This is a genomic window from Nocardioides sp. Root682 (genome assembly GCF_001427795.1).
In the GTDB taxonomy this organism is placed as follows: Bacteria; Actinomycetota; Actinomycetes; order Propionibacteriales; family Nocardioidaceae; genus Nocardioides.
This window is the reverse complement of record NZ_LMHJ01000003.1, coordinates 68,066-85,099: the sequence shown is the minus strand read 5'-3', so window position 1 is coordinate 85,099 and position 17,034 is coordinate 68,066. Positions and strand designations below refer to the sequence as shown.

At 68.6% G+C, this 17,034-nt stretch carries 10 protein-coding genes; 1 reads left to right on the top strand and 9 read right to left on the bottom strand.

The annotated features are described in order from the left end of the window. Window positions 1-1,512: 1,512 nt before the first annotated feature. A complete protein-coding gene (locus tag ASD84_RS15720) occupies window positions 1,513-2,190 on the top strand; it encodes a hypothetical protein (RefSeq protein WP_056712496.1) in 678 nt (225 codons plus the stop codon). Window positions 2,191-2,366: 176 nt separating this feature from the next. On the opposite strand, the gene ASD84_RS15715 is transcribed toward ASD84_RS15720, so the two are convergent. From ASD84_RS15715 to rpoB, 9 genes are all read right to left on the bottom strand, one after another. After that, window positions 2,367-2,672: a DUF1905 domain-containing protein gene (locus ASD84_RS15715; RefSeq protein WP_056712495.1), complete on the bottom strand. Its 306-nt coding sequence runs from the start codon at window positions 2,670-2,672 to the stop codon at window positions 2,367-2,369. Then, window positions 2,669-3,610 (bottom strand): hypothetical protein, encoded by a 942-nt coding sequence (locus ASD84_RS15710; RefSeq protein ID WP_056712492.1) that lies wholly within the window; start codon window positions 3,608-3,610, stop codon window positions 2,669-2,671. The genes ASD84_RS15715 and ASD84_RS15710 overlap by 4 nt, the downstream gene beginning before the upstream one ends. A gap of 5 nt (window positions 3,611-3,615) precedes the next feature. Beyond that, complete coding sequence (locus ASD84_RS15705) at window positions 3,616-4,863, bottom strand: class I SAM-dependent methyltransferase (protein WP_056712490.1); 1,248 nt, start codon at window positions 4,861-4,863, stop codon at window positions 3,616-3,618. 111 nt (window positions 4,864-4,974) lie between these two features. Further along, complete coding sequence (locus tag ASD84_RS15700; protein ID WP_056712489.1) at window positions 4,975-6,249, bottom strand: hydroxyacid-oxoacid transhydrogenase; 1,275 nt, start codon at window positions 6,247-6,249, stop codon at window positions 4,975-4,977. Beyond that, window positions 6,246-7,130: an NUDIX domain-containing protein gene (locus ASD84_RS15695; RefSeq protein ID WP_235531141.1), complete on the bottom strand. Its 885-nt coding sequence runs from the start codon at window positions 7,128-7,130 to the stop codon at window positions 6,246-6,248. Before ASD84_RS15695 ends, ASD84_RS15700 begins: the two co-directional genes overlap by 4 nt. 47 nt (window positions 7,131-7,177) lie before the next feature. Next, on the bottom strand, window positions 7,178-8,422 hold the full coding sequence (locus ASD84_RS15690) for a geranylgeranyl reductase family protein (RefSeq protein WP_056712487.1): 1,245 nt from the start codon (window positions 8,420-8,422) through the stop codon (window positions 7,178-7,180). A 46-nt stretch (window positions 8,423-8,468) separates the two neighbouring features. After that, window positions 8,469-9,002: a GrpB family protein gene (locus tag ASD84_RS15685; RefSeq protein ID WP_200954611.1), complete on the bottom strand. Its 534-nt coding sequence runs from the start codon at window positions 9,000-9,002 to the stop codon at window positions 8,469-8,471. Between the two features lie 367 nt (window positions 9,003-9,369). Then, window positions 9,370-13,233 (bottom strand): DNA-directed RNA polymerase subunit beta', encoded by a 3,864-nt coding sequence (locus tag ASD84_RS15680; RefSeq protein WP_056712484.1) that lies wholly within the window; start codon window positions 13,231-13,233, stop codon window positions 9,370-9,372. Between the two features lie 91 nt (window positions 13,234-13,324). Then, a complete protein-coding gene (rpoB, locus tag ASD84_RS15675) occupies window positions 13,325-16,813 on the bottom strand; it encodes a DNA-directed RNA polymerase subunit beta (protein ID WP_056712481.1) in 3,489 nt (1,162 codons plus the stop codon). Window positions 16,814-17,034 lie beyond the last annotated feature (221 nt).

Genomic DNA, 17,034 nt, shown 5'->3' with positions numbered 1-17,034 from the left:
CCGTGGCGTGCCGAACGCATCGCTGACCTGACCCGGTCGTTGAATGCTGAGGCGGCTGGGTTCGTGGACCGCCAGCTCGCCGCGGTTGGTGGGGTGGGTTGGGCACAGCTCGACCGCCTCGTGACTGAGGCCATCCTGCGGTTCGATCCCGAACGTGCCGAGCAAGAGCGCCAAGCCGCAGCCGACCGGCGGCACTTCGACTTCGACGACATCGACTCCAACGGCCAGGTCGAGTCCCACAGCCTGATGGACGGCGCCGATGCCCACGACCTCGACCAGGCCCTCACCCGCCGCGCGATCGTCCGAGGCAAGCTGGGTGANCGGCCAGGTCGAGTCCCACAGCCTGATGGACGGCGCCGATGCCCACGACCTCGACCAGGCCCTCACCCGCCGCGCGATCGTCCGAGGCAAGCTGGGTGACACCGACTCCTTCGATGTGCGCCGCTCCAAGTCGGCCGGCGACCTCGCCCGCCAGGACCTGTCCCTGGACCTGCTCTTCGCCGACGAAGAAACCGGTGAAGTCATCGCGCAGTCACCGGGCCGCAAGGTCGTCCTCAACGTCCACATCACCGACACCACCCTCAACGACGACGAGACAGGCAACGAGTCCGAGAACCCGTTCGTGAAGCCCGACCCGAANCCGCAAGGTCGTCCTCAACGTCCACATCACCGACACCACCCTCAACGACGACGAGACAGGCAACGAGTCCGAGAACCCGTTCGTGAAGCCCGACCCGAACCCGGTCGCGAATCCGGTGGGGCGGTGGGCCGACAAGCAGGTCCCGGTGTCCACGGCGCAGATCAAGGAATGGCTCCGCGCACGCGACACCACCGTGATCGTCCGCCCGGTCATCGACCTCGCCGACTGCGTCCCGGTCGATTCGTACGAGATCCCCGACCGCATCCGCCGCAGAGTCGAGCTCCGCGACCACCAATGCCGGTTCCCCGGCTGCCCGAAGCAAGCCACGCGCTGCGACCTCGACCATGCACAACCCCACGGCCAGGGCGGATCCACGTGTCCCTGCAACCTCGTCCCGCTCTGCAGACGACACCACCGCGCAAAGACCTTCTCCCGGTGGCGCTACCTCATCGTCCTGCCCGGGTACTACCTGTGGACCAGCCCGAACAATCGACACTTCCTCGTCGGACCCGAAGGCACGAGAGCCCTCGACCCACCCGCCTCACCGGACCCCGAGAAATAGCTCCCCCGCCCCGCACCCCGCCCACCAGCGGGGTCGCAGGCAGCCCGCTCACACCGATGACCGCTCGCGGCGCCGGATCAGGGCGAGTGACACGAACGGCACCTCTCAGCGGTCCGAACGCGTGTCGTTCGTGTCTCTCGCGGTCTGGACCGTCCCGACTCGGATCCGCGCTCATTGCCGCTGTCGAAGCGGAACGCCCGACCACCGCGGGATTCAGCCGAACTGGCGACGAATGCGATCGATTGTTGTCCACGCGCCGTGCGGAGGGGCGACACTGGCCGACATGGGCTCGCACCAATGGTCGCGCGGCATGAGCGTCGCTCTCACCCTGGTCCTCCTCTCGGCGAGCCTCGTCACGCTCCGCGCCGGCGGTTTCATCCTGTTCGACGACACCACGGGCTACGGCACGAACACCTCAGGCGTGGGACTGCTCGTGGCCCTGCTTCTGGCTTCGGGTGCGCTCTACACAGCCTTGGGCGACGCGATCGCCCGCCGCGTCCTGGGCGGCGCATTGGCGGTTCTCGACGCCACGATCGTCGCGATCGGGGCTTCGGACGACGGGTTCCGATTCTTCTGGACCACCTACGAGGGCGAACTCCTCCAGTTCGAGGTCGTGCTGGGCCTCGTTGCGCTGGTACTGCTCACACCCTCCTTCCTCCGGTCAACGCGATCGCCCCACATGGCAGCCGCCTCGGCGCCGAGAACCTTGACCGGGCGGGGCCTCACGGCATGGGCGCGCGCCAGTCTCTACCTCTGCGCACTCGCCGTCGCCATGTTCATCGCCTTCGGCATCGGAATCGCCCACTTCGAGGCAACCCAGTGCAGCGGACCCGAGTTCGGTGGGGAGTGCGACCTCGCCGCGCTCGAAGGACTGCTGTGGGCCGCTGGCGCGCTCGTGCTCGGCGTGATCGCCATCCTCGTCATGGAGGTTCGCGGCGCCCGCAGCCGGCGAGCCGACCGAGGGCACCACCAGCACGCCAGCTTGTAGGCCCCTCGGTCGTATCGAGTTGAGGGCGTTCGCGTTGGCCCTCAACGAGGGCGTACCCCACCAATGTCGGGTTCGGCTCCAGTCATGGCCACCCGTGTCGGCCATCCCGACGGCGTACTGGCCCAAGCGCGGCTTGACGAACGGTGCCCACCATTCAAGTGCCCCGCTGGCCTCAGTCAGACGGCGCGCAGCCGGACCTCGCAGGAGCCGCCCTCGTCGAGGCCCTCGGCCGTACGCACCGCCTTCTTGATCGGCAGCACGTAGGTCTTCTCCTCGACGCTCGGGAACACCGAGGTCTGCCAGGTACTGGACCCGATCGTCACCTCGACCTTCACGCTCCCGAACCCCTTGCCCGGCACGGCTTCCGCCTCGAGCGCGTCGAAGGCGTCGAAGGGCAGGCTGACGAAGAACCAGGCACCGCTCTTCTCCTCGTCCTTCGCGGCCCAGCGCCACAGGGACGCCGTGAACACGTGCTCGGTCATGGTCGCGGCCTCAGCGATCGGATCAGCACCACGATGACGGCGAGGCCGGCGACGCCACCAAGTGCCCACGGCCACAGGGAACGGTCGTCGGCGGCCGTCACGGGGACGCCCTCGTTCGACGCGCCGGGTGTGGGGGCGGCCGACTCATCGGTCGGCAAGTCGACCCGGAGCACCTCGGAGTTCACGCCCTCGGACCCGATCAGCACCTCGCCGGACTCGCTGACCGCGATCCCTTCGCCCTGCTGCTGAGCCGGCAGGTCCACCGTGGCGACCCGGTCGAGGTCGGGCCACGTGTACACAGCGGCCTGTCCGTAGTTGCGCAGCACCAGGTGCTCACCGTCGGGGAAGAACGCTCCGTCGGTGGCGGTGCCGAGCACCTCGTCGACCGCAGCCAGCTCGTTGAGCCCCTTCTCGTCCAGGTCGTTCGGCGCCGCATAGATCCGGCCGATGAACTCCTTGGCCACCACGAACACCTGCCCGGTCTTGGGGTGCACCAGCAGCGTCTCCGCGTCGTGCGGACCGTCGGGATAGACCAGGTCGTAGGTCGCCGCGTCGACGTCCTGGTTGCCGCGACCGAAGGGCACCCGCGCGATCTCGATCTCCTCGCGCGTCGCCGCGTTGTCGCCGATGTCGCCGACGTAGACCTCGCCGTCGCCGGCCGGTGCGATCGCCTCGATGTCGCGGGCATCGCCCTGCCAGCGGGTGACGCCGACGGTGTCGCCGGTGGCCGGGTCGACGGTGAAGATCCGGTTGCTGTCGCCCGAGTCGTTGACCGTGACCACCAGGCCGTCGCGAGCAACGAGCCCGCTCGACTCGACGATCTCGGGATCGGTGTAGCTGAACACGACCGTCCCGGGCACCGGTTCACTCGCCGCGCCCGGAGCCATGAAGCCGATCACGAAGGGCACCGGCAGCAGGAGGAGCAGCAACTTCTCCATCCGCGTCACGCCTCGGGTGCGGGCGCGTGCCCGAGGAGCTCGCCGAGGCGCGGCCGGATCGCCCAGGTGGCCACCAGGGCGTCGTACTCCTCGACGGCGGGGCCGGTGTCGGTCACGTCGCCGGTGCGGACCGCTCGCAGCAGGGTGTTGCGCGGGGTGTGCTGGCTGTCGACGAACTCCATCACGTCGACGCGGTAGCCCTGCTGGCGCAGGAGCAGGGAGCGCAGGGCGTCGGTGAGGGTGTCGGCGAACCGCTCCCGCAGGATGCCGTCGCGCACCAGCGCGGAGTACGGCGCCGGTGCAGGCGTACGACGGAGCTGGGACGCGATGTCGTGGTGACAGCACGGCGCGGCGAGCACCAGTGGCGCCTCCCACGCGACCGCACGGGCCAGGGCGTCGTCGGTGGCCGTGTCGCAAGCGTGCAGAGCCAGTACGACGTCGGGCGGTGTCGCGAGCGCAGCGCCCCCGATGGTGCCGGCCACGAACTCGGCGTCGATCCCGAGCTTCGCTGCGACCGATGCGTTGTGGTCGCGGGACTGCTCCTTCACGTCCACGCCGGTGAGGCGCACCGGCAGCCCACTGCGGCCCGACAGCATCCGGTGCGCAGCGAAGGTGAGGTAGCCGTTGCCGCAGCCGAGGTCGACGACGTGGAGGGGCCGCTCCTCGGTCGGCTCGCGCAGGTGTCCCTTCGCGCGGGCGTCGGCAACCGATCGGTCCAGGATCCGCAGGAAGTCCTCGACCTGGCGGTACTTCGCCATCCGGCTGGGCTTGATCCGGCCCTGCCCGTCGGTCATCCCGAGCGCCGCGAACACCGGGTCGTCGGCCGGCAGCATCCGCTCCTTGGCGCGGTCGTGGCTGCGGTCTGGCGCCGTCTCCTCGCCGGAGGCAGAGCCTGTCGACGCCCGCACGTGCAGCGCGGCGTCACCCTTCTTCGTCACCCGCAACGAGAGCGCGTGCTCGGTGGTCTCGACGGTCCAGTTGCCGAACGGCTCCGCAAGCAGCTCGGTGACGGCCTCGTGGGCGGCCTCGCCGGCGAGGTGGTTCGCCGTGTGGGCCTGTGTGGCGTCGTACCGCACGATCTGGAGGTGGCGGCCCGCCTTGAGGTCGACCCAGCGGAGCTCGACACGGCGCCACGGCGGCACCGCCGTACGACGGCGACCCGAACCGACCGCACGGACCAGGCGGTCCTCGGCGAGCAGGTCCTGCGCGACGCGGGCCAGCCCGTCCTCGAGGGACTCGGTCGAGCTGCTCACAACGCCGCCAGCACCACGATCAGCAGCAGGATCACCAGCGCGGCCGGAATGATGAGTCGACGGTGGCGCGGGTTCACCCACCGATCGTAGAGGGGCGAGCCGCGCACAGCCTCACCAGTGCGACAGGGAAGACCGGATGATGCCGGCCAGGTCGTCGCCGGTGACGTCCTTCGGAGCGGTCGCGAGCAGGCGTTGCTGCTGCAGGGCTCCGTCCACCAGGTTGTCGACGTCGCCCTCGCCGTAGCCCACCTCGGCCAGGCCGTTGGGGATCCCGATGTCCTGCATCAGGCGGGCGAGCACCGCGGGGAGCACCTCCGGACCGTTCCCCTGGGCCGCCGGGTCGAGCAGTCGAGCCGCGCGCAGGTGCCGCTCCGGGGCTGCGTCGAACGTGAACCGGAAGGCCTCTGGTGCGGTCAGGGACACCGCCATCCCGTGCGGCACCATCGGCTCGTGGTCGGGGTAGCCCACCGGGTGGAAGTCCCGCACCCGACCAGCGATCGGATAGGCGTTCGCGTGCGGGATGTGGACACCGGCGTTGCCGAACCCCAGCCCCGCGAAGGTCGCCGCGAGGGCCATCTGGTCGGCAGCGTCCGCCGCGTCGGCACCCTCGAGATCCCGTCGTACGGCGGCACGGAACGCCGTGGCCAACAGGCCCAGCGCTCGTTCCGACCACAGGTCCGCGATCGGGTTGGACCCGCAGTAGGGCACCCGCTGCTCGGGTCGCTTGGCCTCGAAGTCGCCGTACCAGCGGGCGGTGTAGCTCTCCAGCGCGTGGCACAGGATGTCCATCCCCGCGGCCGCGACGACGCCGGCCGGTTGCGTCGCGGAGAAGGTCGGGTCCACGACCGCGAGCCGCGGCCGCAGCGCCGCGTGGCTGATCCCGGTCTTCACCTTCAGCGCCAGCACGTCCATCACGCAGATCGTGGTGGACTCGCTGCCCGTGCCGGTGGTCGTGGGCACGGCCACCAACGGCAGGACCGGCTGCTCGGGTGCGCGGGCCTTGCCGACCGGCGCGTTGACGTAGTCCATCAGCTCGCCCGGGTTGGTCACGAGCAGTGCGACCGCCTTCGCGGTGTCGATGGCGGACCCGCCACCCACCGCCACGACCGCGTCGAACGGTCCCTCGGCGCGCGCGAACGCCACCGCCTCCTCCAGCGACACGTCCGTGGGCTCGACCCGGGCGCGGTCGAACACGATCACCTCGAGGCCGTGACCGCGCAGCGACTCCGCCACGGTGTCCGGATGCCCGGCAGCGGCGACCCCCGGATCAGTCACCAGCAGGACCCGCTTCGCGCCCCAGCCGCGGACGTCGTACCCGATCTCGGCGGCAGCGCCGCGCCCGAACTTCAGTGCCGGTGCGGCGTAGGTGAAGACTGTTTCGCTCACCCAGCCACGGTATCGCCCGCCGCAGCGATCGCGGCGCGCACCGACCCGTACACCTTCAGCTTGCCCGCGTCGATGTCGGCCAGCGGCACCCAGGCCACCGCGTCCGTCGTACCGTCCTCCTCGACGACGCGAGGCTCGCCGGCCCCGACCGTGGCGCGGTAGATGATCCCGATCGCGTGGAAGTCCTCGGCGCGCCCGTTGGGCGCCGTACCCGTGAAGTGGTGGTCGAGCACCGTCAGCAGGTCGGTGACCTCACCCTCGAGCCCACACTCCTCCCACAGCTCGCGGCGGACCGTGTCCATCGGCGTCTCGCCGTGGTCGATGCCGCCCCCGGGCAGGTGCCAGGTCCCCGGATCGGGCGCCAGGTCGGAGGTCCGGGTCAACAGGATGGCCGCGTCGCGGACGACGTACGCGTAGGCAGCCGCGCGCTGCCGCTGCCGGATCCGGTACGACGCCAGGGCGTCGGTGACGAGCCCGACCGTCGGCACCGTGCCGTCGAGCACGTCCGCGATCGGCTTCCAGGCCGCGTCGGCGGTCGATCCGTCGACCTCGGTCACCCGGGGCTTCGGCGAGTCCGCGGGCACCCAGCCTTCGTAGACGATCCGCACCGAGTGCGCGTCGACGCGGCGACCGCGGCGCCACGAGTCGGCGACGTGCAGGGAGAAGACGTGCGCGGTGAGGTCGACCTCGGCCCGCAACCCGGTCTCCTCGTAGACCTCGCGGACCACCGCGTCACGCGGGTCCTCGCCGTGGTCGACGCCGCCACCGGGCAGCGACCACAGCTCCTTGGTCGTCACCTTCTCCGCCAGCCGCGAGAGCAGGATCTGGTCGTCACGGATGATCACGGCGTAGGCCGCCAACCGCTGCACCCGCTGACCCATGTCCACCACCCTAGCCATCGCCGGCTCGGCGTTGGTCACCGCGCGCGTCAGCTGAAGGGGGGGCGGGCGTCGCGGGCGAGCGAACGACGACCGGCCCAGCGCCACACGCGCGCGGAGCGATCGCGGTCCTCGTCGGTCACCAGGTTGCCCATCCAGCGCAGCGCCAGGGTCATCATCAGGTCCGAACGCATCCCGATGGGCCCCAGGGCCGGGAGCAGCCGCGGAACGGTCACCAGGCCCGCGAGCCGGCGGGCGATCGAGAAGGACTCGCCGTAGTGCTCGCGCAGCAGGGCGGGCCATGCCTGACCGAGATCGATGTCGGGCGTGTCGGACAGCAGGTCGGCGATCACCCGGCCGGTCTCGAGGCCGTAGTCGATGCCCTCACCGTTGAGCGGGTTGACGCACGCGGCGGCGTCGCCGATCAGCGCCCAGTTGCGCCCGGCGACGTTCGAGACCGCGCCGCCCATCGGGAGCAGGGCCGACGTCGGCGCCCGCAGCTCCTCGCCGAGTCCGAACTCCTGACGGAGCCGGTCGGCGTACAGCTTCATCAAGGGCTTGATCGCCACGTCGGTCGGACGCTTCGCCGTCGCCAGGGTGCCGGCGCCGAGGTTGACCTCGCCGCTCTCCTTGCCGAGCGGGAAGATCCAGCCGTAGCCGGACAGGATCTCGTCCTGCTCGCCACGCAGCTCGAGGTGCGAGCTGATCCACGGGTCGTCGGCCCGGGTCGACGTGACGTAGGCGCGGCCAGCAACGCCGTAGACCGTGTCGCGGTGCCATTCGCGGCCCAGCACCTTCCCCAGCGGGGACCGGACGCCGTCGGCGACGACCAGGCGCTTGCAGGCGACTTCCCGACCGTCCTTGAAGACGACCGCAGCAACGCGGTCGCCCTCCATCCGTACGTCGACCGCGCGGGCGCCGTCCAGAGCGGTGGCACCGGCCTTCAGGGCCGTCGTGCGCAGGTGGTCGTCGAGCTCGGTCCGGGGCACCGCGCTCCCCCAGTCGGGAAGGTTCCCGCCCGGCCAAGGCAGGTGCAGGGTCTGGCCGAAGCCGTGCGCCCGCAGACCCTGGTTGACGGTGTGCGAGCGCACCCAGTCGCGCAGCCCGAGCCGGTCCAGCTCGCCGATCGCGCGGGGCGTCAGCCCGTCGCCGCAGGTCTTGTCGCGCGGGAAGATCGCCGCATCAGCGAGCAGCACGTCGGCGCCCCCACGTGCTGCCCAGGCGGCCGCGGCCGATCCGGCCGGTCCGGCGCCGACGACGAGGACGTCGGTGCTCACCGGGCTGTTGTCGCTCACCCCGTGATTGTCTCAGGAGCCGGCGTGACCAGACGCCACGGGTCCGTCAGGCGTCCAGCAGGCCCGCCGCCCGGAACGCCCGGTCGTAGATCTCCCGGATCACCGCCTGCTTCCGCGCGTTGTACTGCATGGTGTGCTCCCCCGCGGCGTTCGCCGCCTCCGCGGCCTCGACCTTGGCGTCGCGGTACAGCGCGAGGTCGTCCGGATTGCCCCGAAGCCAGTCCCGGAACAACCGGTGCCGCACCGGTTCCGGCGCCGCCGGCCCGAACACGTGCAGGTTGCAGCGCGGTGCCTCGTGCCGCAGCATCCGGTGCTCCCACGCCCACGGCTCACGCACTCGCAGCACGAACCCGGCACCCACGAGCGCCGGCAGGTAGGCCCCCTCCGCGGCCGGGTCGGCCACGATCAGGTCCACGTCGATGATCGCCTTCGCAGGCAGACCCACCACGGACGTCGACCCGACATGCTCGACCTGCAACGCCCGCCACCCGAGAGCCGTACGAATCCGCGCGGCAAGCCTCTCGAAGTCACCCGGCCACCCGTCGTCGTACGACGCCAGCGAGATGCCGGTCTCCGGCACCGCCCCATCCACCCAAGGGTCAGACCCAGGCGGAGCCGGCGGCGAGGTGAAGTCAACGATCTCCCCAGGCAAAGGCACCAGACGATGCTAACCGGGCACGTGGGCGCCTTCGGCGCAGGACGAACACACACCGTCGCTGGCGCTTCGGGTCCCGCTGGCGGCGTCGCCAAGGGGAACCGCAACGGACATACCCAAGGCCCGACGCCGCCGGCGGGACCCGCTCCTAAGCCAGAGGCGGTGTGTGTTCGTCAGGCGCCGAAGGCGCCCAACCCGGCAGCCCCCGACCCACCAACCCGGAAACCCGGAAACCCGGAAACGGCACGAGGCCCTCCCGAGCGAACTCGGAAGGGCCTCGATGCTGGTGCGATCAGCTCTGGTACGAACCAAAGTCGAAGTCGTCGAGGGCGACAGCCTGGCCCCCGGCGTTGCCGAACTCGTAGTCGTAGGACTCGTAGCCCGTGACGGCGTACGCCGCGGCGCGCGCCTCCTCGGTCGGCTCGACACGGATGTTGCGGTAGCGCTCCAGACCGGTACCGGCCGGGATGAGCTTTCCGATGATCACGTTCTCCTTCAGGCCACGCAGGCTGTCGGAGCGGCCGTTGATCGCGGCGTCGGTGAGCACCCGGGTGGTCTCCTGGAAGGAGGCCGCCGAGAGCCACGACTCGGTCGCGAGCGACGCCTTCGTGATACCCATCAGCTCCGGACGACCCGAGGCCGGCTTGCCGCCCTCGGAGACGACGCGACGGTTCTCGGTCTCGAACTTCGCGCGGTCCACCAGGTCCGAGGGGAGCAGGTTGGTCTCGCCCGACTCGAGCACCGTGACCCGGCGCAGCATCTGCCGCACGATGATCTCGATGTGCTTGTCGTGGATCGACACACCCTGGCTCCGGTAGACCTCCTGGACCTCGTCGACGAGGTGCTGCTGCGTACGGCGGACACCGAGGATGCGGAGCACCTCCTTCGGGTCAGGCGTACCGACGGTCAGCGGCTGGCCGACCTCGATGTGGTCACCGTCGGCAACGAGCAGACGCGAGCGACGGCTCACGACGTACTCGATGACCTCGGCGCCGTCATCGGGGGTGACCAGGACCTTGCGGGACTTGTCGGTGTCCTCGATCTCCACACGGCCAGCGGCCTCGGAGATGTGGGTGACACCCTTGGGGGTCCGCGCTTCGAAGAGCTCGACCACGCGGGGAAGACCCTGCGTGATGTCGCTCGCCGAGGCCACGCCACCGGTGTGGAAGGTACGCATCGTCAGCTGCGTGCCGGGCTCACCGATCGACTGGGCCGCGATGATGCCGACGGCCTCGCCGATGTCGACGAGCTTGCCGGTGGCCAGCGAACGGCCGTAGCACTTCGCGCAGGTACCGGTCTTGGCGTCACAGGTCAGCACCGAGCGGACCACGACGGTCTCGACGCCGGCTGCGATCAGCTCGGCGATCTTGACGTCACCGAGGTCGTCGCCGGCCGCGGCGAGGGCTTCGCCGGTGGTCGGGTGGGCGATCTCGGTGGCCGCGCTCCGGGCGTAGGCAGCGGTCTCGGCGTTGTCGTCCTTGACGACGACGCCTTCCTCGTTGCGCACACCGATGGTCTTCGGCAGACCACGCTCGGTGCCGCAGTCGTCCTCACGGATGATGACGTCCTGCGACACGTCGACGAGACGACGCGTGAGGTAACCCGAGTCGGCCGTACGAAGCGCCGTGTCGGCCAGACCCTTGCGGGCACCGTGCGTGGAGATGAAGTACTCCAGCACGGACAGGCCCTCGCGGAAGTTGGCCTTGATCGGGCGGGGGATGATCTCGCCCTTCGGGTTGGCCACCAGACCACGCATGGCACCGACCTGGCGGATCTGGTTGAAGTTACCGGAGGCGCCCGAGTAGACCTGCATGTAGATCGGGTTCGACGGCTGGGACTTGAAGGCGTCCTCCATCGCGTCTCCGACCTTCTTGCCGGCCTCGGTCCAGATCTCGATGAGCTCCTGACGACGCTCGTCGTCGGTGACCAGACCACGCTCGAACTGGGTCTGGATCTTGGCGGCCTTCTCCTCGAAGACCGACAGGATCTCGATCTTGTTGTCGGGCGTGACGACGTCGTCGATCGAGACGGTCACGCCGGAGCGCGTCGCCCAGTGGAAGCCGGTGTCCTTCAGTGCGTCCAGCGACGCAGCGACCTCGACCTTGCCGTAACGCTCCGCGAGGTCGTTGACGATGGCGCCGAGGCGCTTCTTGCCGACCTCCTCGTTGACGAACGGGTAGTCCGCCGGGAGCGTGTCGTTGAAGAGCGTGCGGCCCAGCGTGGTCTCGAGCAGCACGCGCTCGCCCGGCTCCACACCGTCGACGATGACGTCGGTGAGGCGGATCCGGACCTTGCTCTGCAGCGTGATCTCGTTGCGGTCGTAGGCCATGATCGCCTCGGCCTGCGAGGAGAACACCCGGCCCTCGCCCACCGAACCGGGACGGTCGGTCGTCATGAAGAACAGGCCGATGATCATGTCCTGGGTGGGCATGGTGACCGGACGGCCGTCCGACGGCTTGAGGATGTTGTTGGTCGAGAGCATCAGGATCCGCGCCTCGGCCTGGGCCTCGGCCGACAGCGGCAGGTGCACCGCCATCTGGTCACCGTCGAAGTCCGCGTTGAACGCGGTGCAGACGAGCGGGTGGATCTGGATGGCCTTGCCCTCGATCAGCTGGGGCTCGAACGCCTGGATGCCGAGACGGTGCAGCGTGGGCGCACGGTTCAGCAGGACCGGGTGCTCGGTGATGACCTCTTCGAGGACGTCCCACACGACCGGACGGCCGCGCTCGACCATCCGCTTGGCGGACTTGATGTTCTGCGCGTGCGACAGGTCGACGAGGCGCTTCATCACGAACGGCTTGAAGAGCTCGAGCGCCATCTGCTTGGGCAGACCGCACTGGTGCAGCTTGAGCTGCGGACCCGAGACGATGACCGAACGGCCCGAGTAGTCCACGCGCTTGCCGAGCAGGTTCTGACGGAAACGACCCTGCTTGCCCTTGAGCATGTCGGACAGCGACTTCAGCGGCCGGTTGCCCGGGCCGGTGACGGGACGACCACGGCGACCGTTGTCGAACAGCGAGTCGACGGCCTCCTGGAGCATCCGCTTCTCGTTGTTGACGATGATCTCCGGCGCGCCGAGGTCCAGGAGCCGCTTGAGGCGGTTGTTCCGGTTGATGACGCGGCGGTAGAGGTCGTTGAGGTCGGAGGTCGCGAAGCGGCCACCGTCGAGCTGCACCATCGGGCGCAGGTCCGGCGGGATGACCGGAACGGCGTCGAGGACCATGCCCTCGGGCTTGTTGCCGGTCTTGCGGAACGCGTCGACGACCTTGAGGCGCTTGAGTGCACGCACCTTGCGCTGGCCCTTGCCGGTGGCGATGGTCTCGCGCAGCGACTCGACCTCGGCCTCGATGTCGAAGCTCTGCAGGCGCTTCTGGATCGCCGTGGCGCCCATGTGGCCCTCGAAGTACTTGCCGAACCAGTTCTTCATCTCGCGGTAGAGAACCTCGTCACCCATGAGGTCCTGCACCTTGAGGGTCTTGAACGTGCTCCAGACCTCGTCGAGGCGGTCCAGCTCGCGCTGGGCACGGTCACGCATCTGCTTGAGCTCGCGCTCGGCACCGTCACGCACCTTGCGGCGCTGGTCGGCCTTGGCACCTTCGGCCTCGAGGGCAGCGATGTCCTCTTCGAGCTTCTTGGTGCGGTCCTCGAGACCCGAGTCGCGGCGCTTCTCGACGTTCTGGCGCTGCAGACCGATCTTGGTCTCCAGGTCGGGCAGGTCGCGGTGGCGCGCGTCCTCGTCGACCGAGGTGATCATGTAGGCCGCGAAGTAGATGACCTTCTCGAGGTCCTTCGGGGCCAGGTCGAGCAGGTAGCCCAGGCGGCTCGGAACACCCTTGAAGTACCAGATGTGGGTGACCGGGGCGGCGAGCTCGATGTGGCCCATCCGCTCGCGGCGAACCTTGGAGCGGGTCACCTCGACGCCGCAGCGCTCGCAGATGATGCCCTTGAAGCGCACGCGCTTGTACTTGCCGCAGTAGCACTCCCAGTCCCGGGTGGGACCGAAGATCTTTTCACAGAAGAGGCCGTCACGCTCGGGCTTGAGCGTGCGGTAGTTGATGGTCTCCGGCTTCTTGACCTCGCCGTGGCTCCACGTACGGATGTCGTCCGCGGTGGCCAGGCCGATCTTGAGCTGGTCGAAGAAGTTCACGTCGAGCACGATGGCTGCTGTCCTTCGTTAGTTCTGGTGCAAATGAGGCTGGGAGGACTGAGGGGGTACGGCGACCGGATCCGGCCGCCGTACCGATGACTCAGACTTCTTCGACGGAGCTGGGCTCGCGACGGGAAAGGTCGATGCCGAGCTCTTCGGCCGCGCGGAAGACGTCTTCCTCGGCGTCCTTCAACGAGATGGCGGAACCGTCCTGCGACAGCACCTCCACGTTGAGGCAGAGCGACTGCATCTCCTTGACGAGGACCTTGAACGACTCGGGGATACCGGAGTCGGGGATGTTCTCGCCCTTCACGATGGCTTCGTAGACCTTCACGCGCCCGGGCACGTCGTCGGACTTGATCGTGAGCAGCTCCTGCAGGGCGTAGGCGGCGCCGTACGCCTCCATTGCCCAGACCTCCATCTCGCCGAACCGCTGGCCACCGAACTGGGCCTTACCGCCCAGGGGCTGCTGCGTGATCATCGAGTAGGGGCCGGTGGAGCGAGCGTGGATCTTGTCGTCGACCAGGTGGTGGAGCTTGAGGATGTACATGTAGCCCACCGACACCGGCTCCTTGTACGGCTCGCCGGAGCGACCGTCGAAGAGGCTGGCCTTGCCCGTCTCGTCGATCAGGCGGTTGCCGTCACGGTTGAGCGTGGTGGCACCGAGGAGGCCGATGATCTCGTCCTCACGGGCACCGTCGAAGACCGGCGTGGCGACCTTCGTGTTCGGGCCGGTCTTGTCGACACCGATCGAGATGAGCCGCTGCTTCCAGTCGGCGTTCTCCGGGTCACCGGACAGGTTGATGTCCCAACCCTGCTTGCCGAGCCAGCCCAGGTGGAGCTCCAGGATCTGGCCGATGTTCATCCGTCGCGGGACACCGAGGGGGTTCAGCACGACGTCGACCGGGGTGCCGTCCTCCATGAACGGCATGTCCTCGATCGGCAGGATCTTCGCGATGACACCCTTGTTGCCGTGACGGCCGGCGAGCTTGTCACCCACCGAGATCTTGCGCTTCTGCGCGACGTAGACCCGAACCAGCTGGTTGACGCCCGGCGGCAGCTCGTCGCCCTCTTCACGGTCGAACACCCGGACGCCGATGACCGTGCCGGTCTCGCCGTGCGGAACCTTCATCGAGGTGTCGCGGACCTCGCGCGCCTTCTCACCGAAGATCGCGCGGAGCAGCCGCTCCTCCGGCGTCAGCTCGGTCTCGCCCTTGGGCGTGACCTTGCCGACCAGGAGGTCGCCGTCGCGGACCTCGGCGCCGATGCGGATGATGCCCCGCTCGTCGAGGTCAGCAAGCATTTCCTCGCTGATGTTGGGGATGTCGCGGGTGATCTCCTCCGGCCCGAGCTTGGTGTCGCGGGCGTCGACCTCGTGCTCCTCGATGTGGATCGAGGTGAGGACGTCTTCCTGCACCAGGCGCTGGCTGAGGATGATCGCGTCCTCGTAGTTGTGGCCTTCCCACGGCATGAACGCCACGAGCAGGTTGGTACCGAGGGCCATCTCCGCGTTGTCCGTGCAGGGACCGTCAGCGATCGGCGAGCCGACCTCGAGGCGGTCGCCCACCTCGACGATCGGGCGCTGGTTGATGCAGGTGCCCTGGTTGGAGCGCTTGAACTTCGCGAGGCGGTACGACGAGTACGAGCCGTCGTCGTTCATGGACTCGATGAGGTCGGCCGAGACCGACTTCACGACACCGGCCGCGGTGGCGACGACGACATCGCCGGCGTCCACAGCGGCACGGAACTCGATGCCGGTGCCGACGATCGGGCTGTCGCTGCGGATCAGCGGAACGGCCTGACGCTGCATGTTGGCGCCCATGAGCGCACGGTTCGCGTCGTCGTGCTCGAGGAACGGGATCAGCGCCGTGGCGACCGACACCATCTGGCGAGGCGAGACGTCCATGTAGTCGACGTCGTCGGCCAGGACCTCGGAGACCTCACCACGGCGCTGACGGACCAGCACGCGTGCCTCGGCGAACCGGTTGTTCTTGTCGAGCCCGGCGTTGGCCTGCGCGATGACGTAACGGTCCTCGTCGTCGGCGGTGAGGTAGTCGATCTTGTCGGTGACCTTGCCGTTCTCGACCTTGCGGTACGGCGTCTCCACGAAGCCGAACGGGTTGATCCGTCCGTAGGAGGCCAGCGAACCGATCAGGCCGATGTTCGGGCCTTCCGGGGTCTCGATCGGGCACATGCGGCCGTAGTGCGACGGGTGGACGTCACGGACCTCCATGCCGGCGCGGTCACGGGACAGACCACCCGGGCCGAGCGCGGACAGGCGACGCTTGTGCGTCAGGCCCGCGATCGGGTTGGTCTGGTCCATGAACTGCGAGAGCTGCGAGGTTCCGAAGAACTCCTTCAGCGCCGCAACCACAGGACGGATGTTGATCAGCGACTGAGGCGTGATGGCCTCCACGTCCTGGGTCGTCATCCGCTCGCGGACCACACGCTCCATGCGCGCCAGACCGGTGCGGAGCTGGTTCTGGATCAGCTCGCCCACGGTGCGCATGCGGCGGTTGCCGAAGTGGTCGATGTCGTCGGAGCTGATCTCGAGCGTGCCCTGGGCCGACGCCATGTCGGCGCGACCGTCGTGCAGCGCCACGATGTAGCGGATCGTCGCGACCATGTCGGAGATCGTCATCGTCTGCTGGTCGAACGCCAGCTCCTGGCCCAGCTTCTTGTTGATCTTGTAGCGACCAACCTTCGCCAGGTCGTAACGCTTGGGGTTGAAGTAGTAGTTCTTCAACAGCGTCAGCGCAGCCTCACGCGTCGGCGGTTCGCCGGGACGGAGCTTGCGGTAGATGTCGAGCAGCGCGTCGTCGGGTCCGGACGTGTTGTCCTTCTCCTCGGTCAGCTGGATCGACTCGAAGGTACGCAGGTCGGCCATGACGGCCTCGTAGTCGTACTCCTCGCCGGTGTCCTCGGCAACGGCCTGGAGGGCCTTGAGGAGAACGGTGACGTTCTGCTTGCGCTTGCGGTCGAGGCGGACGCCGACCATGTCGCGCTTGTCGATCTCGAACTCGAGCCAGGCACCACGGCTCGGGATGAGCTTGGCGGTGTAGATGTCCTTGTCGGACGTCTTGTCGGCCGTGCGCTCGAAGTAGACACCGGGCGAACGCACGAGCTGCGACACGACGACGCGCTCGGTGCCGTTGATGACGAAGGTGCCCTTGGGCGTCATGAGCGGGAAGTCGCCCATGAAGACCGTCTGGCCCTTGATCTCACCGGTCTCGTTGTTGGTGAACTCGGCGGAGACGTAGAGCGGAGCGGAGTAGGTGAGGTCCTTCTCCTTGCACTCGTCGACCGTGTACTTGGGGTCGTAGAAGACCGGGTTCTCGAATGAGAGGGACATCGTCTCGGAGAAGTCCTCGATCGGGGAGATCTCCTCGAAGATCTCCTCGAGTCCAGACTTGTCGGAGGCGTCCACGCCGCCTGCACGGCGGGCCTCGATCCGAGCCTTGTGGGCCTCGTTGCCGATCAGCCAGTCGAAGCTGTCGGTCTGCAAAGAAAGAAGCTGCGGAAGTGCCAGCGGCTCCGAGATCTTCGCGAAAGAGATGCGGGACTTACCGGGGGTGGTGCGCGCGGCCAAGAGTTGTCCTTCGACGGTTCGACTCTTCGATTACGCCGTCCCACCACACATCGGCCACCGGGCAGGCCGAAGCGCATCTGAGGGCAGGCGCAAGGACCCACGATACATGAACTGGGCGCGCTCAACAATACCGGCTGCGCAACTTCACACAGTCGAGGAGCGGCCGCCGTCATCGCGCACGGAAACCGGTGCGCCGATCATGCTTCGCGAGCCGCCCGTCG

Bases quoted from the DNA above. Each gene is read 5' to 3' on its own strand.
- ASD84_RS15720 (WP_056712496.1), top strand. From the start codon at position 1,513: ATGAGCGTCGCTCTCACCCTGGTCCTCCTCTCGGCGAGCCTCGTCACG.
- ASD84_RS15715 (WP_056712495.1), bottom strand. From the start codon at position 2,672: ATGACCGAGCACGTGTTCACGGCGTCCCTGTGGCGCTGGGCCGCGAAG.
- ASD84_RS15710 (WP_056712492.1), bottom strand. From the start codon at position 3,610: ATGGAGAAGTTGCTGCTCCTCCTGCTGCCGGTGCCCTTCGTGATCGGC.
- ASD84_RS15695 (WP_235531141.1), bottom strand. From the start codon at position 7,130: ATGGGTCAGCGGGTGCAGCGGTTGGCGGCCTACGCCGTGATCATCCGT.